25 protein-coding genes and 1 pseudogene are annotated in these 16,318 nt (G+C 42.6%); 15 read left to right on the forward strand and 11 right to left on the reverse strand.

Annotation, left to right across the window (positions count from 1 at the left end; translation table 11 throughout):
* Positions 1-25: 25 nt before the first annotated feature.
* Both KUH03_RS43500 and KUH03_RS43505 read left to right on the forward strand, forming a co-directional pair.
* Positions 26-1,219, forward strand: a complete 1,194-nt coding sequence (locus KUH03_RS43500) for an FtsX-like permease family protein (RefSeq protein ID WP_257090777.1) — start codon at positions 26-28, stop codon at positions 1,217-1,219.
* Positions 1,212-1,709: an ABC transporter permease gene (locus KUH03_RS43505; RefSeq protein ID WP_257090778.1), complete on the forward strand. Its 498-nt coding sequence runs from the start codon at positions 1,212-1,214 to the stop codon at positions 1,707-1,709. Before KUH03_RS43500 ends, KUH03_RS43505 begins: the two co-directional genes overlap by 8 nt.
* 83 nt (positions 1,710-1,792) lie before the next feature.
* Here the strand turns inward: KUH03_RS43505 and KUH03_RS43510 are convergent, their stop codons facing one another.
* Both KUH03_RS43510 and KUH03_RS43515 read right to left on the reverse strand, forming a co-directional pair.
* Entirely contained in the window at positions 1,793-2,107 is a 315-nt protein-coding gene (locus tag KUH03_RS43510; protein WP_257090779.1) for a LuxR C-terminal-related transcriptional regulator, read from the reverse strand.
* Positions 2,077-3,612 (reverse strand): LuxR family transcriptional regulator, encoded by a 1,536-nt coding sequence (locus KUH03_RS43515; protein WP_257090780.1) that lies wholly within the window; start codon positions 3,610-3,612, stop codon positions 2,077-2,079. Before KUH03_RS43515 ends, KUH03_RS43510 begins: the two co-directional genes overlap by 31 nt.
* 243 nt (positions 3,613-3,855) lie before the next feature.
* Between KUH03_RS43515 and KUH03_RS43520 the strand changes: the two genes are divergently transcribed.
* The 3 genes from KUH03_RS43520 to KUH03_RS43530 all read left to right on the forward strand — a co-directional run bounded on the left by KUH03_RS43520 (position 3,856) and on the right by KUH03_RS43530 (position 5,056).
* A complete protein-coding gene (locus tag KUH03_RS43520) occupies positions 3,856-4,218 on the forward strand; it encodes a DUF4870 domain-containing protein (protein WP_257090781.1) in 363 nt (120 codons plus the stop codon).
* 224 nt (positions 4,219-4,442) lie between these two features.
* On the forward strand, positions 4,443-4,712 hold the full coding sequence (locus KUH03_RS43525; protein ID WP_257090782.1) for a hypothetical protein: 270 nt from the start codon (positions 4,443-4,445) through the stop codon (positions 4,710-4,712).
* A gap of 77 nt (positions 4,713-4,789) precedes the next feature.
* Positions 4,790-5,056 carry a hypothetical protein gene (locus KUH03_RS43530; RefSeq protein WP_257090783.1) on the forward strand — a complete coding sequence of 89 codons (267 nt, stop codon included), beginning with the start codon at positions 4,790-4,792 and terminating at the stop codon, positions 5,054-5,056.
* An 89-nt stretch (positions 5,057-5,145) separates the two neighbouring features.
* On the opposite strand, the gene KUH03_RS43535 is transcribed toward KUH03_RS43530, so the two are convergent.
* Positions 5,146-5,436, reverse strand: coding sequence for a hypothetical protein (locus KUH03_RS43535; RefSeq protein ID WP_257090784.1), 291 nt, complete (start codon positions 5,434-5,436; stop codon positions 5,146-5,148).
* A 52-nt stretch (positions 5,437-5,488) separates the two neighbouring features.
* Here KUH03_RS43535 and KUH03_RS43540 point away from each other — a divergent pair, with 52 nt between their 5' ends.
* The 7 genes from KUH03_RS43540 to KUH03_RS43570 all read left to right on the forward strand — a co-directional run bounded on the left by KUH03_RS43540 (position 5,489) and on the right by KUH03_RS43570 (position 9,162).
* The gene (locus KUH03_RS43540; RefSeq protein ID WP_257090785.1) at positions 5,489-5,926 is read left to right on the forward strand and encodes a hypothetical protein; all 438 of its coding nucleotides are present in this window, start codon (positions 5,489-5,491) and stop codon (positions 5,924-5,926) included.
* Positions 5,927-5,948: 22 nt separating this feature from the next.
* The gene (locus tag KUH03_RS43545) at positions 5,949-6,203 is read left to right on the forward strand and encodes a hypothetical protein (RefSeq protein WP_257090786.1); all 255 of its coding nucleotides are present in this window, start codon (positions 5,949-5,951) and stop codon (positions 6,201-6,203) included.
* Between the two features lie 230 nt (positions 6,204-6,433).
* Complete coding sequence (locus tag KUH03_RS43550) at positions 6,434-7,027, forward strand: DUF1266 domain-containing protein (RefSeq protein WP_257090787.1); 594 nt, start codon at positions 6,434-6,436, stop codon at positions 7,025-7,027.
* Positions 7,028-7,051: 24 nt separating this feature from the next.
* Positions 7,052-7,549, forward strand: coding sequence for a hypothetical protein (locus KUH03_RS43555; protein WP_257090788.1), 498 nt, complete (start codon positions 7,052-7,054; stop codon positions 7,547-7,549).
* Positions 7,550-7,592: 43 nt separating this feature from the next.
* Entirely contained in the window at positions 7,593-8,180 is a 588-nt protein-coding gene (locus KUH03_RS43560) for a hypothetical protein (protein WP_257090789.1), read from the forward strand.
* On the forward strand, positions 8,177-8,485 hold the full coding sequence (locus KUH03_RS43565; protein WP_257090790.1) for a hypothetical protein: 309 nt from the start codon (positions 8,177-8,179) through the stop codon (positions 8,483-8,485). Before KUH03_RS43560 ends, KUH03_RS43565 begins: the two co-directional genes overlap by 4 nt.
* Positions 8,486-8,568: 83 nt before the next feature.
* Positions 8,569-9,162 carry a hypothetical protein gene (locus KUH03_RS43570; protein WP_257090791.1) on the forward strand — a complete coding sequence of 198 codons (594 nt, stop codon included), beginning with the start codon at positions 8,569-8,571 and terminating at the stop codon, positions 9,160-9,162.
* Here the strand turns inward: KUH03_RS43570 and KUH03_RS43575 are convergent.
* From KUH03_RS43575 to KUH03_RS43595, 5 genes and pseudogenes are all read right to left on the reverse strand, one after another.
* Entirely contained in the window at positions 9,148-9,843 is a 696-nt protein-coding gene (locus tag KUH03_RS43575) for a response regulator transcription factor (RefSeq protein ID WP_257090792.1), read from the reverse strand. The genes KUH03_RS43570 and KUH03_RS43575 overlap by 15 nt on opposite strands.
* A gap of 19 nt (positions 9,844-9,862) precedes the next feature.
* A pseudogene (locus KUH03_RS43580) lies at positions 9,863-10,461 on the reverse strand (sensor histidine kinase).
* The gene (locus KUH03_RS43585) at positions 10,461-10,682 is read right to left on the reverse strand and encodes a hypothetical protein (RefSeq protein ID WP_257090793.1); all 222 of its coding nucleotides are present in this window, start codon (positions 10,680-10,682) and stop codon (positions 10,461-10,463) included. The pseudogene KUH03_RS43580 and the gene KUH03_RS43585 overlap by 1 nt, the downstream one beginning before the upstream one ends.
* Before the next feature lie 29 nt (positions 10,683-10,711).
* Positions 10,712-11,068 carry a hypothetical protein gene (locus KUH03_RS43590; RefSeq protein WP_257090794.1) on the reverse strand — a complete coding sequence of 119 codons (357 nt, stop codon included), beginning with the start codon at positions 11,066-11,068 and terminating at the stop codon, positions 10,712-10,714.
* 26 nt (positions 11,069-11,094) lie between these two features.
* Positions 11,095-11,508 (reverse strand): hypothetical protein, encoded by a 414-nt coding sequence (locus KUH03_RS43595; protein WP_257090795.1) that lies wholly within the window; start codon positions 11,506-11,508, stop codon positions 11,095-11,097.
* Between the two features lie 186 nt (positions 11,509-11,694).
* Between KUH03_RS43595 and KUH03_RS43600 the strand changes: the two genes are divergently transcribed.
* The 3 genes from KUH03_RS43600 to KUH03_RS43610 are packed head-to-tail and all read left to right on the forward strand — an operon-like array spanning position 11,695 to position 15,175.
* Positions 11,695-12,540, forward strand: a complete 846-nt coding sequence (locus KUH03_RS43600) for a GLPGLI family protein (protein WP_257090796.1) — start codon at positions 11,695-11,697, stop codon at positions 12,538-12,540.
* A 41-nt stretch (positions 12,541-12,581) separates the two neighbouring features.
* Entirely contained in the window at positions 12,582-14,933 is a 2,352-nt protein-coding gene (locus KUH03_RS43605; protein WP_257090797.1) for a hypothetical protein, read from the forward strand.
* Positions 14,930-15,175, forward strand: a complete 246-nt coding sequence (locus tag KUH03_RS43610; protein ID WP_257090798.1) for a hypothetical protein — start codon at positions 14,930-14,932, stop codon at positions 15,173-15,175. Before KUH03_RS43605 ends, KUH03_RS43610 begins: the two co-directional genes overlap by 4 nt.
* A gap of 150 nt (positions 15,176-15,325) precedes the next feature.
* On the opposite strand, the gene KUH03_RS43615 is transcribed toward KUH03_RS43610, so the two are convergent.
* Genes KUH03_RS43615 through KUH03_RS43625 form a run of 3 tightly spaced genes read right to left on the reverse strand, consistent with a single transcriptional unit; the run spans position 15,326 to position 16,307 of the window.
* Entirely contained in the window at positions 15,326-15,715 is a 390-nt protein-coding gene (locus tag KUH03_RS43615) for a hypothetical protein (protein WP_257090799.1), read from the reverse strand.
* Entirely contained in the window at positions 15,709-15,939 is a 231-nt protein-coding gene (locus KUH03_RS43620) for a hypothetical protein (protein WP_257090800.1), read from the reverse strand. Before KUH03_RS43620 ends, KUH03_RS43615 begins: the two co-directional genes overlap by 7 nt.
* 47 nt (positions 15,940-15,986) lie before the next feature.
* Positions 15,987-16,307 carry a glycoside hydrolase family 18 gene (locus KUH03_RS43625; RefSeq protein WP_257090801.1) on the reverse strand — a complete coding sequence of 107 codons (321 nt, stop codon included), beginning with the start codon at positions 16,305-16,307 and terminating at the stop codon, positions 15,987-15,989.
* Positions 16,308-16,318: the final 11 nt, after the last annotated feature.

A 16,318-nucleotide genomic window follows, 5' to 3' on the forward strand; every position in this document is an offset into this window, starting at 1 on the left:
TGATAGGGAAGGGGCGACCTCTGCCATGGCTAACCTGAATCCCTATATAGCACTTAACAATCAGCATCATAAGGATCAGCGCATCGAAGGATTTACCTTTCAACCTTTTGCAGAACTGGCAACCAGTTCGGATATTGATATGCCGGGGTATATCTATGGTAGCCAGCTGAATACAAATCCACGTGGTGTATTGGTTATTGTTCCAGCGATTATGTCCCTGTTGATCCTGTTGATCACCTGTTTCAACTTTACCAATGTTTCTATCGCATTTGCCAGTAGCCGACTGAAGGAGATCGGCATACGAAAAGTGGTTGGCGGCGTCAGACGGCAGCTTGTCGGGCAATTTCTGACGGAGAACATGATTCTTTGCCTCTTATCTGCCGCTCTGGCCATACTTTTTGTCCAGTTATTATTACCAACAGTCAATCAGCTTACTGGCCTTGATCTTTCTCCTGACTATCGGCGCGATTTTGGTTTCTGGTTATTTCTGCTATTTATCCCAGCAGTCTGTGCAATCCTTTCAGGATTATATCCGGCGTTGTATATCACTTCCTTCCAGCCAATATCGATCCTTAAAGGAAAAACTGCTTTAGGTGCATCAAGCCGTTTTACACGATTTTTGCTTGTCGCGCAGTTTAGTTTGTCTTGTTTTGCACTGGTCGTTGGAATTGTGATGGCCAAAAATGCACGTTTCCAACAAAAGGCTGATTTTGGTTATGCCATAAATGAGGTCGCAGTTGTGACCATCAATACTCCCCAAGAATATACCTTATTCAGCACAGCAGTGCGCCAGAATCCAATGATCAAAAACCTGGCAGGGACCACCGAACAGATTGGTGAAAGTTCCTACACGCAAACTGCCGTAGCCGGAAAAGATCAAATACAAACACAGGTCGCACGTATTGGAGGTGAAGATTATTTAAACAGTATGGGCATTCGACTACTGCAAGGCCGTCATTTTTTCAGCACAGGAAAGGATTCGGAAGAGTCAATTATTGTCAATGAAACTTTTCTTCAGCGGCTGCAGCTGAAACAGGCTATCGGACAACAGGTAACCTTGGACAGTGTGCGTTATACCATTGTCGGTGTGGTGAATGATTACAAAGAATATGGCCTACACGGACTTGTACCACCTTGTGTATTACATCTGGCAAAACCAGATGAATATAAATCGTTGGTTATTCGCGCTGACAAAGAAAAAACTTGGAGCAGTGAATAAATATTTGCAGTCAACCTGGAATCGGTTAATGCCAAATATGCCGTACCGCGCATACCTACAGTCGGATGTGATTGAAAAAGAGATCCGAATGACCGAAGCTTTTCGATCCATCGCATTTTTTCTCGCTGTGGTAACCTTGCTTTTATCGGCATCGGGATTATTTGCGCAGATTTCATTAAATATTGATAAGAGAAACCGGGAAATCGGTGTTCGTAAAGTACTGGGTGCTTCGATCGTTCAGATCATTCAATTGATCAGTAAAGAGTTTGTCCGTATTCTCCTGATTGCATTTGCTGTTGGATCAGTTTTGGGCTATCTATTTACAAGTAAGTTTATTTTTCAGGTGATCTATCATTATCACTCCCCAGTAGGACTTGAACCTTATGTTGGCACATTGGTTATTGTGGCATTAAGCTGCTGTTTAATCATCGGGGCAAGGGTCTATCGTGCAGCACGAACAAATCCTGTTGAGCGATTACGTGCGGAGTAAGTCGCAGCGGTAGCTCCGCTAGAAAGTGAATTGAATGTTCACTGGTTGGCTGATAAAATTCAACGAATAGTATGCTTTTGTTTTCAGCTCAGCCGTTGTATGGCAAGATCCAGGCTATCCTCTTTTTCAAGTTTCAACTTCTGTTTGATCCGATAACGTGCCATCAGAATGCTTTTAGGGTCTACAGCAAGTCGATTGGCAATTTCTTTGTTGGAAAGCCCCATCAGGATATAGGAGCAATGCTTTAGATCCAGACGGGTAAGCTTGTTCTCGGCTAACTGTTGCAGCCTATTAAAAAACTCGGGGTGTATATCGGCTAGACTGCTCTTGATATGTTCCACATCTTCATCCATCCGCAGGTCTTCCTTTAGGATGCGCTCCATCTGATTTTTGAGCATATCATATTCGGGATGGTCAGCCAATTTATCGCGCATCGTCTGGAGAAGCTCATTTTTTGCTCTACTTGCAGATTGCCGGCCAGCAGCTCTTTTTGGAGCCTGTCTTGCCTTTCCTGCAACAGTTCCTGTTCTGCTTTAAGCCGCGCAGCTTCTTCTGCCTGCAATTTTTCCTGTTGAATGGATGATTTGAGCCGAAAGTGGTAGGAACGGAAAAGAAAAGTAAGCGCAAGTGCACCAGCGATAATCAGGCCGATGTAAATAACATTGAGCTTTTTGTTAAAGGCGGCTCGCTCTTGCAGCCGCTCCAGTTCTTTATCCTTCTTCTCGGCCTCGTATTGGACTTCCAGCCTTTGTGCAATGGCCATTTTTCCAGCGTCATAGACCTGACTCTCATACTGCATATATCGCTTGAAGTAAGCCAATGCTTTAGCAGGATCGCCCGCTTTTTCGGCGACAGAGGCCAGTCCCTTGAGCATAGAAGCTTTGACCTGTAGGCTGCTGCCAACATGGCTTTCTACTTCGCTGAGCCCCAACAGAAAGAGCTTTTCCGCGGCCTTGTAGTCGCCATCAGCAATAGCATACTCGCTCAATATTCCATAACTATTGGCAATGATCTCCTCGTGACCGGACTTTCGGCCAATGATCAGGGCTTGGTTGATGTATTTATCAACACTGTCTTTATACTGCTTCGGAAAGAACTCCCAATAAATATTGGCTAGATTTAGCGCAGCAGCTCCACTGTTGATATGGTTGATAATCCTGTCGGATTGCGCCTTCGACAATTGTAGCAGTTGTCGGTTATAGAAAATCGAAGAATCCAGTAATTGCTTTTTCGAGCGATCCAGTCTAAAATCCTTCAGGAAAGAGGAACCTACAGCCAGGTAAGCATTACAGATCATATCTGGGTCACCCGAACTGTACGCCGATTGAAGGCTTAATTTGGTGTATGTCTTTAACTTTGTATTGTCTTTGAGGTCTCCGTAAATACTTGCTAAGTAATGGTATACCAAGCTCCGATAAGCATCCGCAGGTTGTCCTTCTAAGGTTTTAAGTGCTTTAAACAAACTGGCGCTGGACCTGTCCGGCTGATTAACGATATATTCCAGCCAGCCCTTTCTTAACCATACATAGCCATTGACAACCTTATCTGTAGATGTCGCACTATAGATCAATGCACTATCGATATTCCGTTGGGCGAGTACCAGACTGTCCCGTTGCACATTCAGGTAGGTTAATGTGGCCAGCGCGAAGGCAGCGTATTGGCCATCGGAAAGTCCGCGGCTTAAGCGCAAAGCTTCATTTGCCGAAGCTAAAGCTGCAGGCAGATCCGTTTCATACAGGACCCGGCCAAGCTGTGCGAGTGTCATTGCCCTCTTTTCAGTGGCCAGATCCGGCTGGCGGAGAACTGTCCGCAGCGAATCCGCAATGCGCGATTGCGCACCGGCAGGCTTTAGCAAGCTGAAAAATACAAGTAAGATCAGACTGAGGCTTATAGAGATCTTCATAACAGTTCGCGGTATGGAATAGTAATTTTCAAAATTCTTTGTTCATAAAAATACAACTTAATCCATAATATCTAGCTCATCCCCCGGCCTACAGGGTCCAAAAATAGATCAAACAGCGCTGTAGACGTTTTATAGAGCTATTCTTTTTCACTTGTAGATACTTTGTATAGGCCTTATTCTTGGACAATGTTGACCTTCGGTAGCACCTTTGTATAAAAAGAACTTCATTTTAAATTTTATCTTATGGACAACAAAACCACTGCAATCGTATCCTATATCACCATCGTTGGCTGGCTGATCGCTTATTTCTCTTATAAAAACCGGACCGAAAAAGATGCCTATGTAAGCTATCATCTGGAACAAAGCCTGGGTGTATTTATTTTTAGTATCATCATTTCGGTCATCACCGGAATCCTGATCACCGTCATACCGACCTTGTCTGGTATCTTTTCTTTACTCACGCTTGCTCCCCTGATCCTTTTGGTCTTGGGTATTATCAATGCATCGAATGAAGTCATGAAACCGGTACCACTGATCGGAAGTTTTTTGAGCGAAAATTCCGTTTTCTACAAAAGTTTTAATAAAAATATCATGAAACCATCATGATTTATTCAAACCGAGTGAAACGAGTTTAGGAATACAATTAAAAAACAAATTGTGAATGAATAATCACACAGGAGAATGAATAATCAAGCAAAGCGAGCTCATGAATGCCGCTTAAAACATACACTCAATGAATAAATCTGATAGCTTCATCACAACTAAAACCGCCGAAGGCAGCATGAATGCCTTAAAGGGAAAATTAACGAATGAATAAACAATTTATACAGATGAAAAATATCCTTGTATTCCTGTTTTCCATTGTAAGCGTTTACAGCGTTTATGGACAAAGTACAGAAAAGCCTTTTATAGAAGTAAGAGGTATGGCAAAAATCGAAAGAACCGTCAAGTCGTATACCCTGGATATCGTCATTACCGAAGAGCTTGCCTATCTCGAAGAAAAGAAGCCCATTGAAAGAAAAAAGCATTTTTCGAAAAGGTTAAAGCAGCGTGCCTTGATATCAGCCGGTTTAAAGAAGATAAACTGGCCTTTGCACTAACGCAGTACAGTGCCATAGGTAGCCAGTACAGTTTTGAAACATCGGCCCCTGCTGATATCATTAAGCTGAGTAACCTGATGATGGATAAAAACGGTACACAATCAATTACTGCTCGAAAGGTAAATTATCTACCCGTAAAAGATTTTTCAAAGGTGATCGCAGCAGCTTTTGCTGACGGAAAGGCGCGTGCCGAAAAGGTGGCTGCCGCTATAGGTAAAAAGCTTGGCGCATTGCAAACTGTTGTCGATTATTCCACCACCAATGATGAGGTGGAGGACACAGCCTATTACCAGCCAAAGGACGATAGGTACTATTACCTCTCTTTAAAATATCATGTGGAGTAAATAGAAAATAAATTATAGACCGATGAAAAAGACAATTTTTAATCTTTTCGTTTTGCTCCTCACCTTCAGTGTGGTGGGCTGTAAAAAGATCAAATATCCGATAAGCCTATATCGGAAAGGATATTGGGAAAATGGACCTTTGTCTCGCAGGCTACAGAAACGCTTGAACCTCCAAATCCCCCAAGGTAAAAACAAAGCCAGGAGAAACGGGAGACTATATTGATTTTGGTCAGGATGGCATCATATATTATGTCATCAATAGTTCCGATGAAAGACAGGATGACTATAAACTGAATGGTGCTGAAATCGATATTGACGGCGGCACCTATACGATCATAGAACTGACCGAGACGAGTTTCATTATGCGCAGTATTGAACAAGAAGATGATATAACATATACAACCACAATTACGTTAAGAAAATAGCAAGTCGATGAAAACCAATAAATTTTTAACAACTATATTCCTCATAATTGCGGTCCTGCCCCTAAGTTCCGCCTGTAAAAAAGACAATCCAGATCAGGAGGGAGACAGTGAGGAAAATAAAATCGTACAGGTCATGCGGCAGAAAATTCTGGGACGTTGGAACCTCGTGGAATTTATAGAGGAAACAAAAACAGGGAATGAACCACCTGAAGTCATTAACAATGATCCTAAAAACGTTTACTTCGATTTTTCCGCCAATGGTCGCGTAAAAACAAATGCCGAGGGTGAGGATGAGTTGCCTTACGAAGTGAAAGCAAATAATAAACTCCTGTTGTGGGAGAACGAACAAACAATTGTTGAACTAACGGCTAACAAGTTGACTTTTAGAAATACCGCAAGTTCGGAAGGCACCATTTACACGCAAACTTATTTTTTAACGCGGTAGGAAAACGTTTTAAATAACAGATATGCAAGAATTTATCCAGAATCAACCGGGCGAAAAGGACGCCCGTCCCAAGTATAATCCGCAGGATGGTAATGCCGCTGTTTCAGGATGGGCAGCTTTTGTACTCGCTGCTGTGGTGGTCGTGATTACCTATGCCGTGCTGGACAGGCTGCGGGAAATAAATAAAGTACAATCCTGGATGTACTATAGCGGCATTGTACTTGCATTAGCCTTGGGGCTTTACTCGGCAGTTTTTAGTTCGGAAAATGACCCGTAAACGAATCAAGGAGCAAAAGCGGTATTACCAACTGTATGGTGCCGACTGGCTCCCGCAGGAGAAACGGGAAGCTTTGCAATTGGATGCGCCCGATGGTTATCAGCATGGTGAGTGGATCGAAACCCTGGAGTACTGGCCTTGTGAAGCCAGGGGGCGGCAGTGAAGGGTTTCAGGACTTTTATAGTGACAAGCAAAGAGGAGCGGCTCACGGGCAATGACCAAAGCTGGGGGTGCTGTCGGCGCAGTCCTATCACGAAACCATTGACCGGCTTTTTAACGGCATGCACAGCCAGCTTTTTGCCACCGATAAGGCATTGATGCCAGTAGAGGCCAGACAAAACATGCAACGCAGGATAGCGGCCCTCACAGAATTGCCTGAGGCCTATGTCGAGAGTTGTTGGGAACAAAAGGATAACAGACCTCCACAATTGCTCTGGGGATTTGACCTAAACCGGGTCATTGAATTATCCCGGACCTCATTTATGGCTGGATTGATCAGCGAAGAAACGGCCTGGAACAATATATTAAAAACATCAGCTTATGCTCATGCGCTATTTGACAGCCTAGACGATTTCTATACAAATTTCAGGTTGGGCCATGCCTATTGGTGCAACGATTTTAGACTGACCAATGAAAAGCTGAAAGCGCATAAATCTTACAACGAAAACTGTGACTGGCCAATAAAGAAAATTAGCTGGCGTAAAAATGAGGATCCTCTGCCCGAAGTTATCCAAAATGCCTGTGAAGAATTCGTCGCCTTTGAAACACGAAAAAATCAGCACAAGGAGATCAAGGGCTTTCAGCAGGATAATAATGAGATTTAGAAGGTATTGATAGTTGATCCAAACATGAGAGAAAAAACTGACAATAGTCATTGGGAATTGTTGCCCACTTTGGGATTAGGAAAAGTGACGTTTCGGATGAGCAGGCTACAGGTTGCTGCCTTTGATGAGGTTCTAGGTAAAGTTACATCAGAACATAACCCCGCAGACATGAAAGATTATGTCTTGGATACCTACAACTTACTAAAAGACTTTATCACCGAAGCCGAGCTGAAAACCGTCATGGAGGCAATAGAAGCAACAAATGCAAATGATCAGCGGGGTGTTGTCCTGATGCAACATCGCATGACAACCGGATTGACATTGGAATATGAGGATGAACAATTGACCGAAATCTTTGCCGATAATAGGGCAGGGCAGCTTCATTTTAAACAGATGCCGATCTTTTCCAGTAGCCCGCTAAATTTGGTCAAGAAAATGGCAGAAGACCTAAACGAAAACCCTGTAGTTCAGGATGATGAACTTGTATTTCCTAAAAATAATATCTACCTTTTTCGTTTTTGAGAAAAGATCTGACCGAAGGGAATCCTCAGAACAGAACCATGATGTGGCGCATAAAACCACGGATTTTAGGAACAGATTTATCGAACTATACAGCTTTGGAAATCATATGAAAATAGGATACTACTTCTGCCTGTTGTTTTTTCTTTTCTTCTCCTGCGATGGAACACAAACCGCCCGAAATAATACCGCGGAAGGAAGAAAAGGCGCAGACAGCAGCTTAAAATGGATAGATTATCGGCAGGGTGAGCTGCCTCCGGAGGGATATTACTGCGCATTGGACAGCACCATCAAAAAATGGGGTATCCGCTATGAACGCATCGAAGGTGGTTGCGAAATTATACCTGGCGAGAAGCAACGGTACGAGCAGCATAATGAAAAATATTTTGAGCAGTTGAAAAAACAGTTTGGTATGGGCTGGCGGCAACGTTTTGATCAAGAAGTAAGAATATTGGACAGCATATTAAACAATTCCACACAAATAGGGCTTGACCACAGCAGCAGGATCAGCAAAGAGGTAAAGCGGATCGATGCACTGAAGCTCAAAACAAAGTCTTATCCGTATAGCAACAAATGTGGGGTCATAAAGGCTTCTATTGTTATTTACAGCGAAAATAATACCGTGAAAAAGTGACTGATAGTGGTGTGGGGGATGATGATCAGGCAGCAAGTTCCTGGACATATGCCTACTATTTTGAAAACGGCCTATTGATTTTTTCATCCGAAATACGGCGTTACCACAATAATGAAACGAATAAAGAGGATCAGGAGGAAATCCAGCAATACTATGTGGATAACCATTTAGTGATGCAAATAGAAAATGGGGTAATGGCTTTACCTAAGCATGTCTCTATTGATAGCAATGATACCAGATATCAATTAAAAGAGCTCCGCCAGGCCTCGGATATTGAAAGGATATATAAATGTCCAGATCTGTAGTGCAAATAAAAATTATACGATAAGGATTGATTTTAGCGCTTATCAATTTTTGTGTTTCACGAAACAAGACTTTTTCATTCGCCATGATTATAGATATTTATCAAAAGAAACTTTCACTTGGCGACAAATACAAGGTTTTCATAAACGATATATTAACCTATGTCGTTTCGAAACAACCGCTCCAGCTCAAACCTGAAATACTGGTGATGGGTGCAGACAATAATATGCTTAAAATAAGGATTGTTAAATGTCTCCAATGGATCAAGGCCAAATATGTCATTTCATTTTCTGAAAGCCAAATTTATACTTTTAAAACAGTCTCTTATTTTAGATCACACTTCCAATGTATAACAAAGGATGCAGTATACGACATATATCGCCATCGGGGCAGGAAATGTTCCATTTATAAAGACCATGATCAGATCGCCTGGTGGCAAAAGGATCTGATTACCTGGCTGGAAGGAGATACCTATCGAATCACGAGCAACGAAAACGCTGATATTGAATTGCTTATCTCCTTTTGTCTTATCTTGGATAACTACACCAGCGGTAACAAAGGCGAGGATGTTTTAACCATCAATCTAGGTTATATGGGACTACAGGCAAAGCGATTTAATAAAGAATGGGTACCTAATCGGCAAAAATTAAGCTCAACAGACAGGTCAACCAACAACTAGCTTGAACCCCTTGCCGCGGATATTGACAATCTTAATCGTGGGATCTCCTTCCAAAAATTTGCGCAGTTTACTGATAAAAACATCCATGCTCCGGCTATTGAAATAACTATCATCACCCCAAACATAGTCCAGCGCCACCTTACGGTCGAGTACAGCATCCCGATGATCAACCAGTAGTTTCAGTAATTGAGCTTCTTTATAAGATAGTATCTGCTGTTTATTGCCTATACTGAGCTGTAGATTCCTGAAGCTAAAATGAAATTTGCCAATGACATATTCTTCTGTCAAGCTGCTAGGAGATTTTTTCAAGGAAGAGCGCCTATTGAGGAGCGCATGCATTCGAATAATCAATTCTTCCATGCTGAATGGTTTTTTGATATAATCGTTGGCACCAACCTCAAAACCTGTGGCGAGATCCTGAATCGTCGACTTTGCCGTCAGGAATATAATCGGAACTTCGCTCGCTAGTCCACGTACTTCCTGCGCCAAGGTAAACCCATCCTTGTAGGGCATCATCACATCAAATATACAGATGTCGGGCCGTGCAACACAGAATGAGGAAAATGCTTTGAGACCATCCACAGCCCAAACGACTTCAAAGTCTCGGAGTTCTAAGGCTTCCTTGATCAGCTTGCCCATCATAGGTTCATCTTCGGCCAATAATACTTTTATTTTATTCATAAGGGTGATAACAAACGAATTAAGATTTAACTGGAATATAAAGGACAAATGTTGTTCCCTTGTCTAATTGACTCTCCACCTGAATGGTGCCACCATGGAGCTCCACAATTTTTTTACGTAGGATAAGCCTAAGCCAAAGCCTTTGGTTGCATGCACGTTGCCCATGGGTACCCGAAAGAATTGATCGAATACACGGTCCAAGTAATCCCTTGGAATTCCCATACCATTGTCAGCAAAGGATAGCCGAAAGTATTGCTTCTCTAGACTAACACCAATCTGAATAGCAGGCACTTGTCGACTATATTTCAAGCTATTATCGAGTAGGTTATAGAGAATATTTTCCAAATGTGTCTTGTCCACTTCAACAGTTGGAAAATCGTCTGCGATTGTTATTATCAACGTTCCTTTCGCTTCATCAAGTTTGGATCTTGTCTGACGCTGAAAATCATGCAGGATCTGGCTGAGATCGGTGGACTCTTTTTCTAAAATATATGGATTATCTTGCGCCAACCGAAGCACGGTTTCAATCATACTTGACACACGCTTGAGTTCAGCACCGCAGATATTGAGGTATTCATCTAGCTTTTCGGGGTTGTCCTTTATCCCAAACTTACTCATCAACTCCACCGCCAGACTCGCTGTGGCGATCGGTGTTTGAACTCGTGGGTCATATTGGAGATAAAATCATTCTTAATCTCGGTCATTTGCTTCTCGCGATTGAAGGAATTGATGAGGGCAAGCGCTGTATAAAATAGCATCCCCAAAATAAGGATAGAAACGAAGAGAAGCCATTTCATGCCATCTAAGCTCGTGAATAAATCAGGTTTTACACTAATCACGGCGCTGTAGCTAGGACTGATGGTACTTCTCACCAAGAGGTAGTGAGCGACGGAATCAAGGGTTGCTTGGCACTATCTGCAAGGGCAGCAAAGGACACTTTAAATTGATTTTTCAGTTGCAGTTCATCAAAATTGGTGTCTATCAATGAATCCAGCAACCGGCCAATAGCAAGCGTATCCAAATCTTTTTGTGTGGATTCGGTATCGTTTGCATATACCTTAACAGCAGAACCACTGGAATGTCGCGTGACGGTAGACTTTGATGGCTGTCCAGGCTTTTTTGCGAATGCGGTATCTATCTCTTTGTTACCCTGTGAAGAAAGTTGAACGAAGGTATCCTGAACCCTATGCGTGGTGACTTTTACATGCTTCGGCACTTTGCTCATATGATTTGCCCGTAAAATCGAATCTACTAGCTTTTTTCGACATCCTTGCCACTTTCTGCGATATCCATCCGAAATTCGTGGGTCGTCTTTTTTGAGACGTTTGTACAGGTATCACAGCTTTTCTTCGTCGTTGAATCTTTTGTAATCTGCCGATGAATCTGCACACCCTTTAGTTCATTATTGGAAACTTGGTCAAGTATACCACCCATTGCACGCAGAATGGAGGATTGTTCTTTGGAAAGGGAGGTGTCAATACCGAAATACGTTTTGAGGCGCACGACATCTATGGCATCTTTGATCGCACCTTGAATCATGATCTTTTCCTTTTGCTGGTTGATACGAAAGGCATTGGACAACCAAAACACCTGCATGACAATAACAGCTATCGTGCTAGCGATCAGTAAGGCAATGATAACGCGTGTTTTCCTGTGTGTACTCATAATAAAATTCTCAGCTACAATGCTAGCTAAAATCCACGAAAAAGAGGGATTTGCTAACAGTTCATAACATTACTTAACAGTAGTTAACAATTCCGTTTCCGGTTAACAGTATTTAACAAAGCAATAGAAATGAGAGCCGCACTTCCATTCTACTTTTGATCCACTGACAATATAAAAGTAATAAAAATGAACACAACAAAGTTTTCGCTGACCGTTATTATCGGTCTTTTTCTCCTCGTCCAAGGGCTATTTGCTCAAGACAATCAAGTGAATATGTTTATTAAGTATGATTTTGAACATATCGCTGATAGTACAAAAAAGGAAGACCCTATTACACGTTCCATGTACCTGTATATCGGTAATGGAAGCTCTTTCTATTCCATGGCACCTATGGAAAAGAATCAGGAGCAAGGGGCACTTCATATCAGTATGGATGCTGTTGATCAGTCCGATGGACTGGTCAATCTGTATACACCTTTCGGAACTGGGGAAAGCCCGTGTCTAGTGACGATGCTCGGCCAATTGTATAAGGTGCACCCTAACAAAAACTATAAAATAGATTGGGCCATCAGCGAAGAAAAGCGGGATATCGGCGGCTATGCATGCATCAAGGCGACAGGACAATTTGGTGGTCGCACCTATGAGGCCTGGTTTACCGAAGAAATCCCATTTCCGGTGGGCCCCTGGAAGCTGAATGGCTTGCCCGGTGCCATCCTTGAAGCCAAAGATTTGACCAATGAGGTTCGCTTTCGTTATGCGGGATTGGATAAGGTCACCGACAAGATGCCCTTGATGGAGATCGACAAACTACCCGAACTTCCCTATGAAAAATACCGCAAGGCGATGGAAAATAGTAAAGCGGACAAGCTGGGAGCGATGATGGCGCAATTACCCGCCGGTGCTACCGTAAAGTTCAAAACACAGGACGGACGCGAAATCTCGCAGGAACAAGCTGAGGCCCTGATGAAAGAAAACGGAAAAAATAAACAAAAATTTCAGTTGAACAATCCGGTTGAACGCACGATCAAATAACGATTCTGATGAAAGAAATCTTTTGCAGCCTATGCTTGACTATGGTCTCCACACTTACTTTTTCCCAGGAGAAAATTGAGGGTACCATCAGTAGCAACAAACAGGCCATAGCCTATGCGACCATCGTTATCGGTTATGCCAACAGTAGCCTCCATACCGTCAGAAGCAATAGTGCGGGGCAGTATGCATTTAATCTGACAAAAGAAGAGATGTCTAAAGCCCAATGGGTCGAGGTCAGCCATATTTCGTATGAGAAAATCCGTAAGGACTATAAAGACCAAAGCAAAAAAATGGACTTTGAACTGGTCAAAAAGTCTATTCAACTGGCAGATGTTACCGTCAAGAGCAAACCGCTGGCGGTACGTCGCGCCGGTGATACCACACGCTATGCGGTCAACAACTTTGTTTCTGCAGAAGACAGGAACATCGGCGATGTACTGCGCCGCATGCCCGGTATAGAGGTTGACGACAACGGCGTCATCAAGCACAATGGTAAAACCGTCAGCCGGATGTATGTCGATGGGGACAATATCTTTCAAAATGGCTATGGCGTTGGCACAAGAACAATACAACCCAAAGCGGTCAAAGACGTTGAGCTTGTCCAAAATCATGAACATAAAAAAGTCAAACAAGGGGTAAGCAACTCTGAAGATGTCGCCTTGAATCTTGTTCTTAACGAAGATGCGAAAATGATCTGGTCAGGCGAAGCTACTGTTGGTATTGCTGCACCAATTGATGGTTTTATCAATGGGAATACCATGAGCTTCAAAAAGAAGTATAAAACCCTGAATACACTGCAATATAATTCAATTGGTGAGCGCATTAACAACGATGTGGAATCCATCAACTCATTCAACCTGACCGAACCGATCGCAGCGGCAACGCCCTCAGTGCCGACAAACAAATACTACAACAATCGATCTGTCGCCTTTAATACCAATCAATTTTATAAGTGGTCCGAGGCATGGAGTTCTAGCGTGAATGGCAATCTGTGGGCCGATCGGGAGCGGCTCAGCAGCGATGGCACGCAAAAATATCTATTGGCTGATGGCAGTCAAGTCACTTACAATAATTATTATAATACGACAAAAAAACCATTTTATGGGCGTGGTAGCTTCACCTTGGAAGGTAATGATAATCGGTATTATTTAAAAAATACAATCGATTTTAAAGCCGAAAACCAAAACCACCACACCTGGCTACTGGATGATGGTGCACGCTATGACCAATGGGGGCGGGATCAGCTGAATTTTATATCCGAATCCATGGAGTATACGCCCAAATTAAAAAATAAGGATCTGATCACCTTTAATCTGGATCTGGATCGAAAATGGCATAAGGACCGCCTGGAGGTATTGCCTGGCGTGATGGCGAATTATTTAAATCAAAATCAGCCCTATGATGCTGTTCGACAAACGGTTTCTTTACCCCAGACCAATGGTAATATACAAGTGGCCTATACACGTAATAATACACGCTTAAAACGTACTTACTTTGCCCGTTTAAATTACCTCGATAAAGAACTCAACTCGGCATTAAACTTGGTCAAAGATGGGGCTGTATTTGATAACGAAAGGTTTCCCGACAACAATCTGCGCTGGAAACAGCAGCAAATGTCTGCTGGTGTAAAACTGGACTGGAAAAATAAAGACTTTATCCTTTCCGGCGCCTTTCCTTTGACCTGGAACGCCTGGGATATTGCGGATCGTCAAGCGGGTTCAACCACAGTGACGAAGAAACTACTGTTTACACCGACTGTATCTATGCAAGCCTACCTACCTAATAGAGATTATTTCTTATTGTCCCTACGTTTCAATCAAGAAAACTCGGATCTAAATCAGCTTTATCCGAACCCAATTTTGAGTAATTTCAGGGAAATAAAAAGTTTCGCTGCACCACTGTATTTTACAGCAAGCCAAGCATATACATTGCGTTATGCTATCGAACGACCAATCAGCTTATTTTACCTGAATGTAACAGCGTCACATCTGCGGACACAAAATGATTATCTAGTCGGTCAGGATGTGACACAGCAGGGGATTATCAGTAAGTTGATGCCCTATGACAATCGGACGAGCAGTAATGCCCTGACACTGGGTATGTCGAAATCCTTATTGAAAGAGGGAATTTATTTGGGTGTCAATGCAAGCGCCAATCAAAATAAATACAATCAATTTTTGAATGGTCAATTTGCTGCAGCCACTGGAACGACAATAACAGTCAGCCCAAGGCTAGAATATAAGGGCATCTCCCATACGACATTATCCTATCAGTATACCTATAGCAATTTTCGAAATCGACTAAAAAGTGAGGCGGAGCGGAGTTCCAACCGATATACATCAAATACCCATAGTTTGGGAGTGCTGTATGTCGTTGGCACTTATCTTTTGTGAAGGGAACCTGGAGTTATGGTAGTTATCAAAGCAGTGGACTTGATCCAATCGCCAATGGCTTTCTAGACGCATCCGTCCGCTATAAACCACTTAAAAGTAAACATAGTCTGGAACTCAATATCAATAATATCGGCAACAAAAAAATATATACCAGTTACAGTTTGACTGCGAACCTGGAAAACCGCCAAACCATTCCGTTACGTGGATTCCAGTCGGTATTAAAATATAGTTTCCTCTTCTAGATACGGACAGGGTAGCGTTTCACTTTACATTGGTTAAATGCACAGTAATACAAAAAAGGCTGACTTGCAAAAATGTAAGTCAGCCTTTTGCTATTAAACTAAGCGAAATAGCCAAAAGCGGAAATTGCCAGATTAGCTATAGGCTATTTTTTAGGGATTAACCAATGAGATTAATTGTCGCGTAACCGAGTAGTTGGTTGGGACAATCTGATTTTGCCCATAAGGGACGCCATCGCGATCTATTGCATAACTAAATACGCCAGCTTTTTTCCCCTGTGTAGGATTCCAGTTGGTATAGCTATATGCTCTGCTGCTTGCCAATGGCGAGGTAACATCACCCCAATTTGCACCATTCTCCTCATAAAAAGAAAAACCGATCAAATATTGATTGGGAAGGATTTTACCGGCATAGGAATTAAAAGTACTCTGCAAACCATTGACCGAACGACCATAAGATTGCACCAATACGTAATCGAGTAAGCCATGAACGGCTGTAAATAACGGTGTATTGCCCTCTTGATTGGTATCATAGATCAACAACTTGCCTGTACCAGATTTTGGCCCCAAAGATTTCGAAAGGGCTGTAAAAACACCTGTGGCTCGTTGTAAATCTTCGGTATTGAGGAGCGTTCGACGTCAAAATCGATACCATCCAAGTCATACTTTGTGATTTTATCATTTATGATTTTGGTTGCAAGTGCCTCGTAACCTGCGGCAGTGTTTGGAAAACTCTTATCCAACGCAGCACCAATATCCGCAGTCATCACCACTTTGGTACCACGTGCTCTTAAATGCGGTACATAGGAGGTCTTTAACGAATCCCAAAAGCATTGGTCTCAGGTGTATAGTCTGGAAAGACAAAGGCGATATCCAAACTGTCTGGAAGTTCCTTCATGGATGTCTTGTTGGTCGCAGGATCTGTTGCTTTGTCCCGCCAAGTACGAAAGTAACCCGCCATAATCTGGTGATCGCTCTTTTTGTAGTTACGGAGATTTTCCAAATAGTTTGCTGCTGTATCAGCAGGATAAAGAACCGTATTGTCCTTCGTACAGGAGGAGACAGAAGCCGTTAGAAGAAGTGCCGCCAGTCCACAACTAAAAAAATAAGTTGCGTTTTTCTTAAATCTAATCATAATTTAAATGT

Source organism: Sphingobacterium sp. E70, from assembly GCF_019285695.1.
Classification (GTDB): Bacteria; Bacteroidota; Bacteroidia; order Sphingobacteriales; family Sphingobacteriaceae; genus Sphingobacterium; species Sphingobacterium detergens.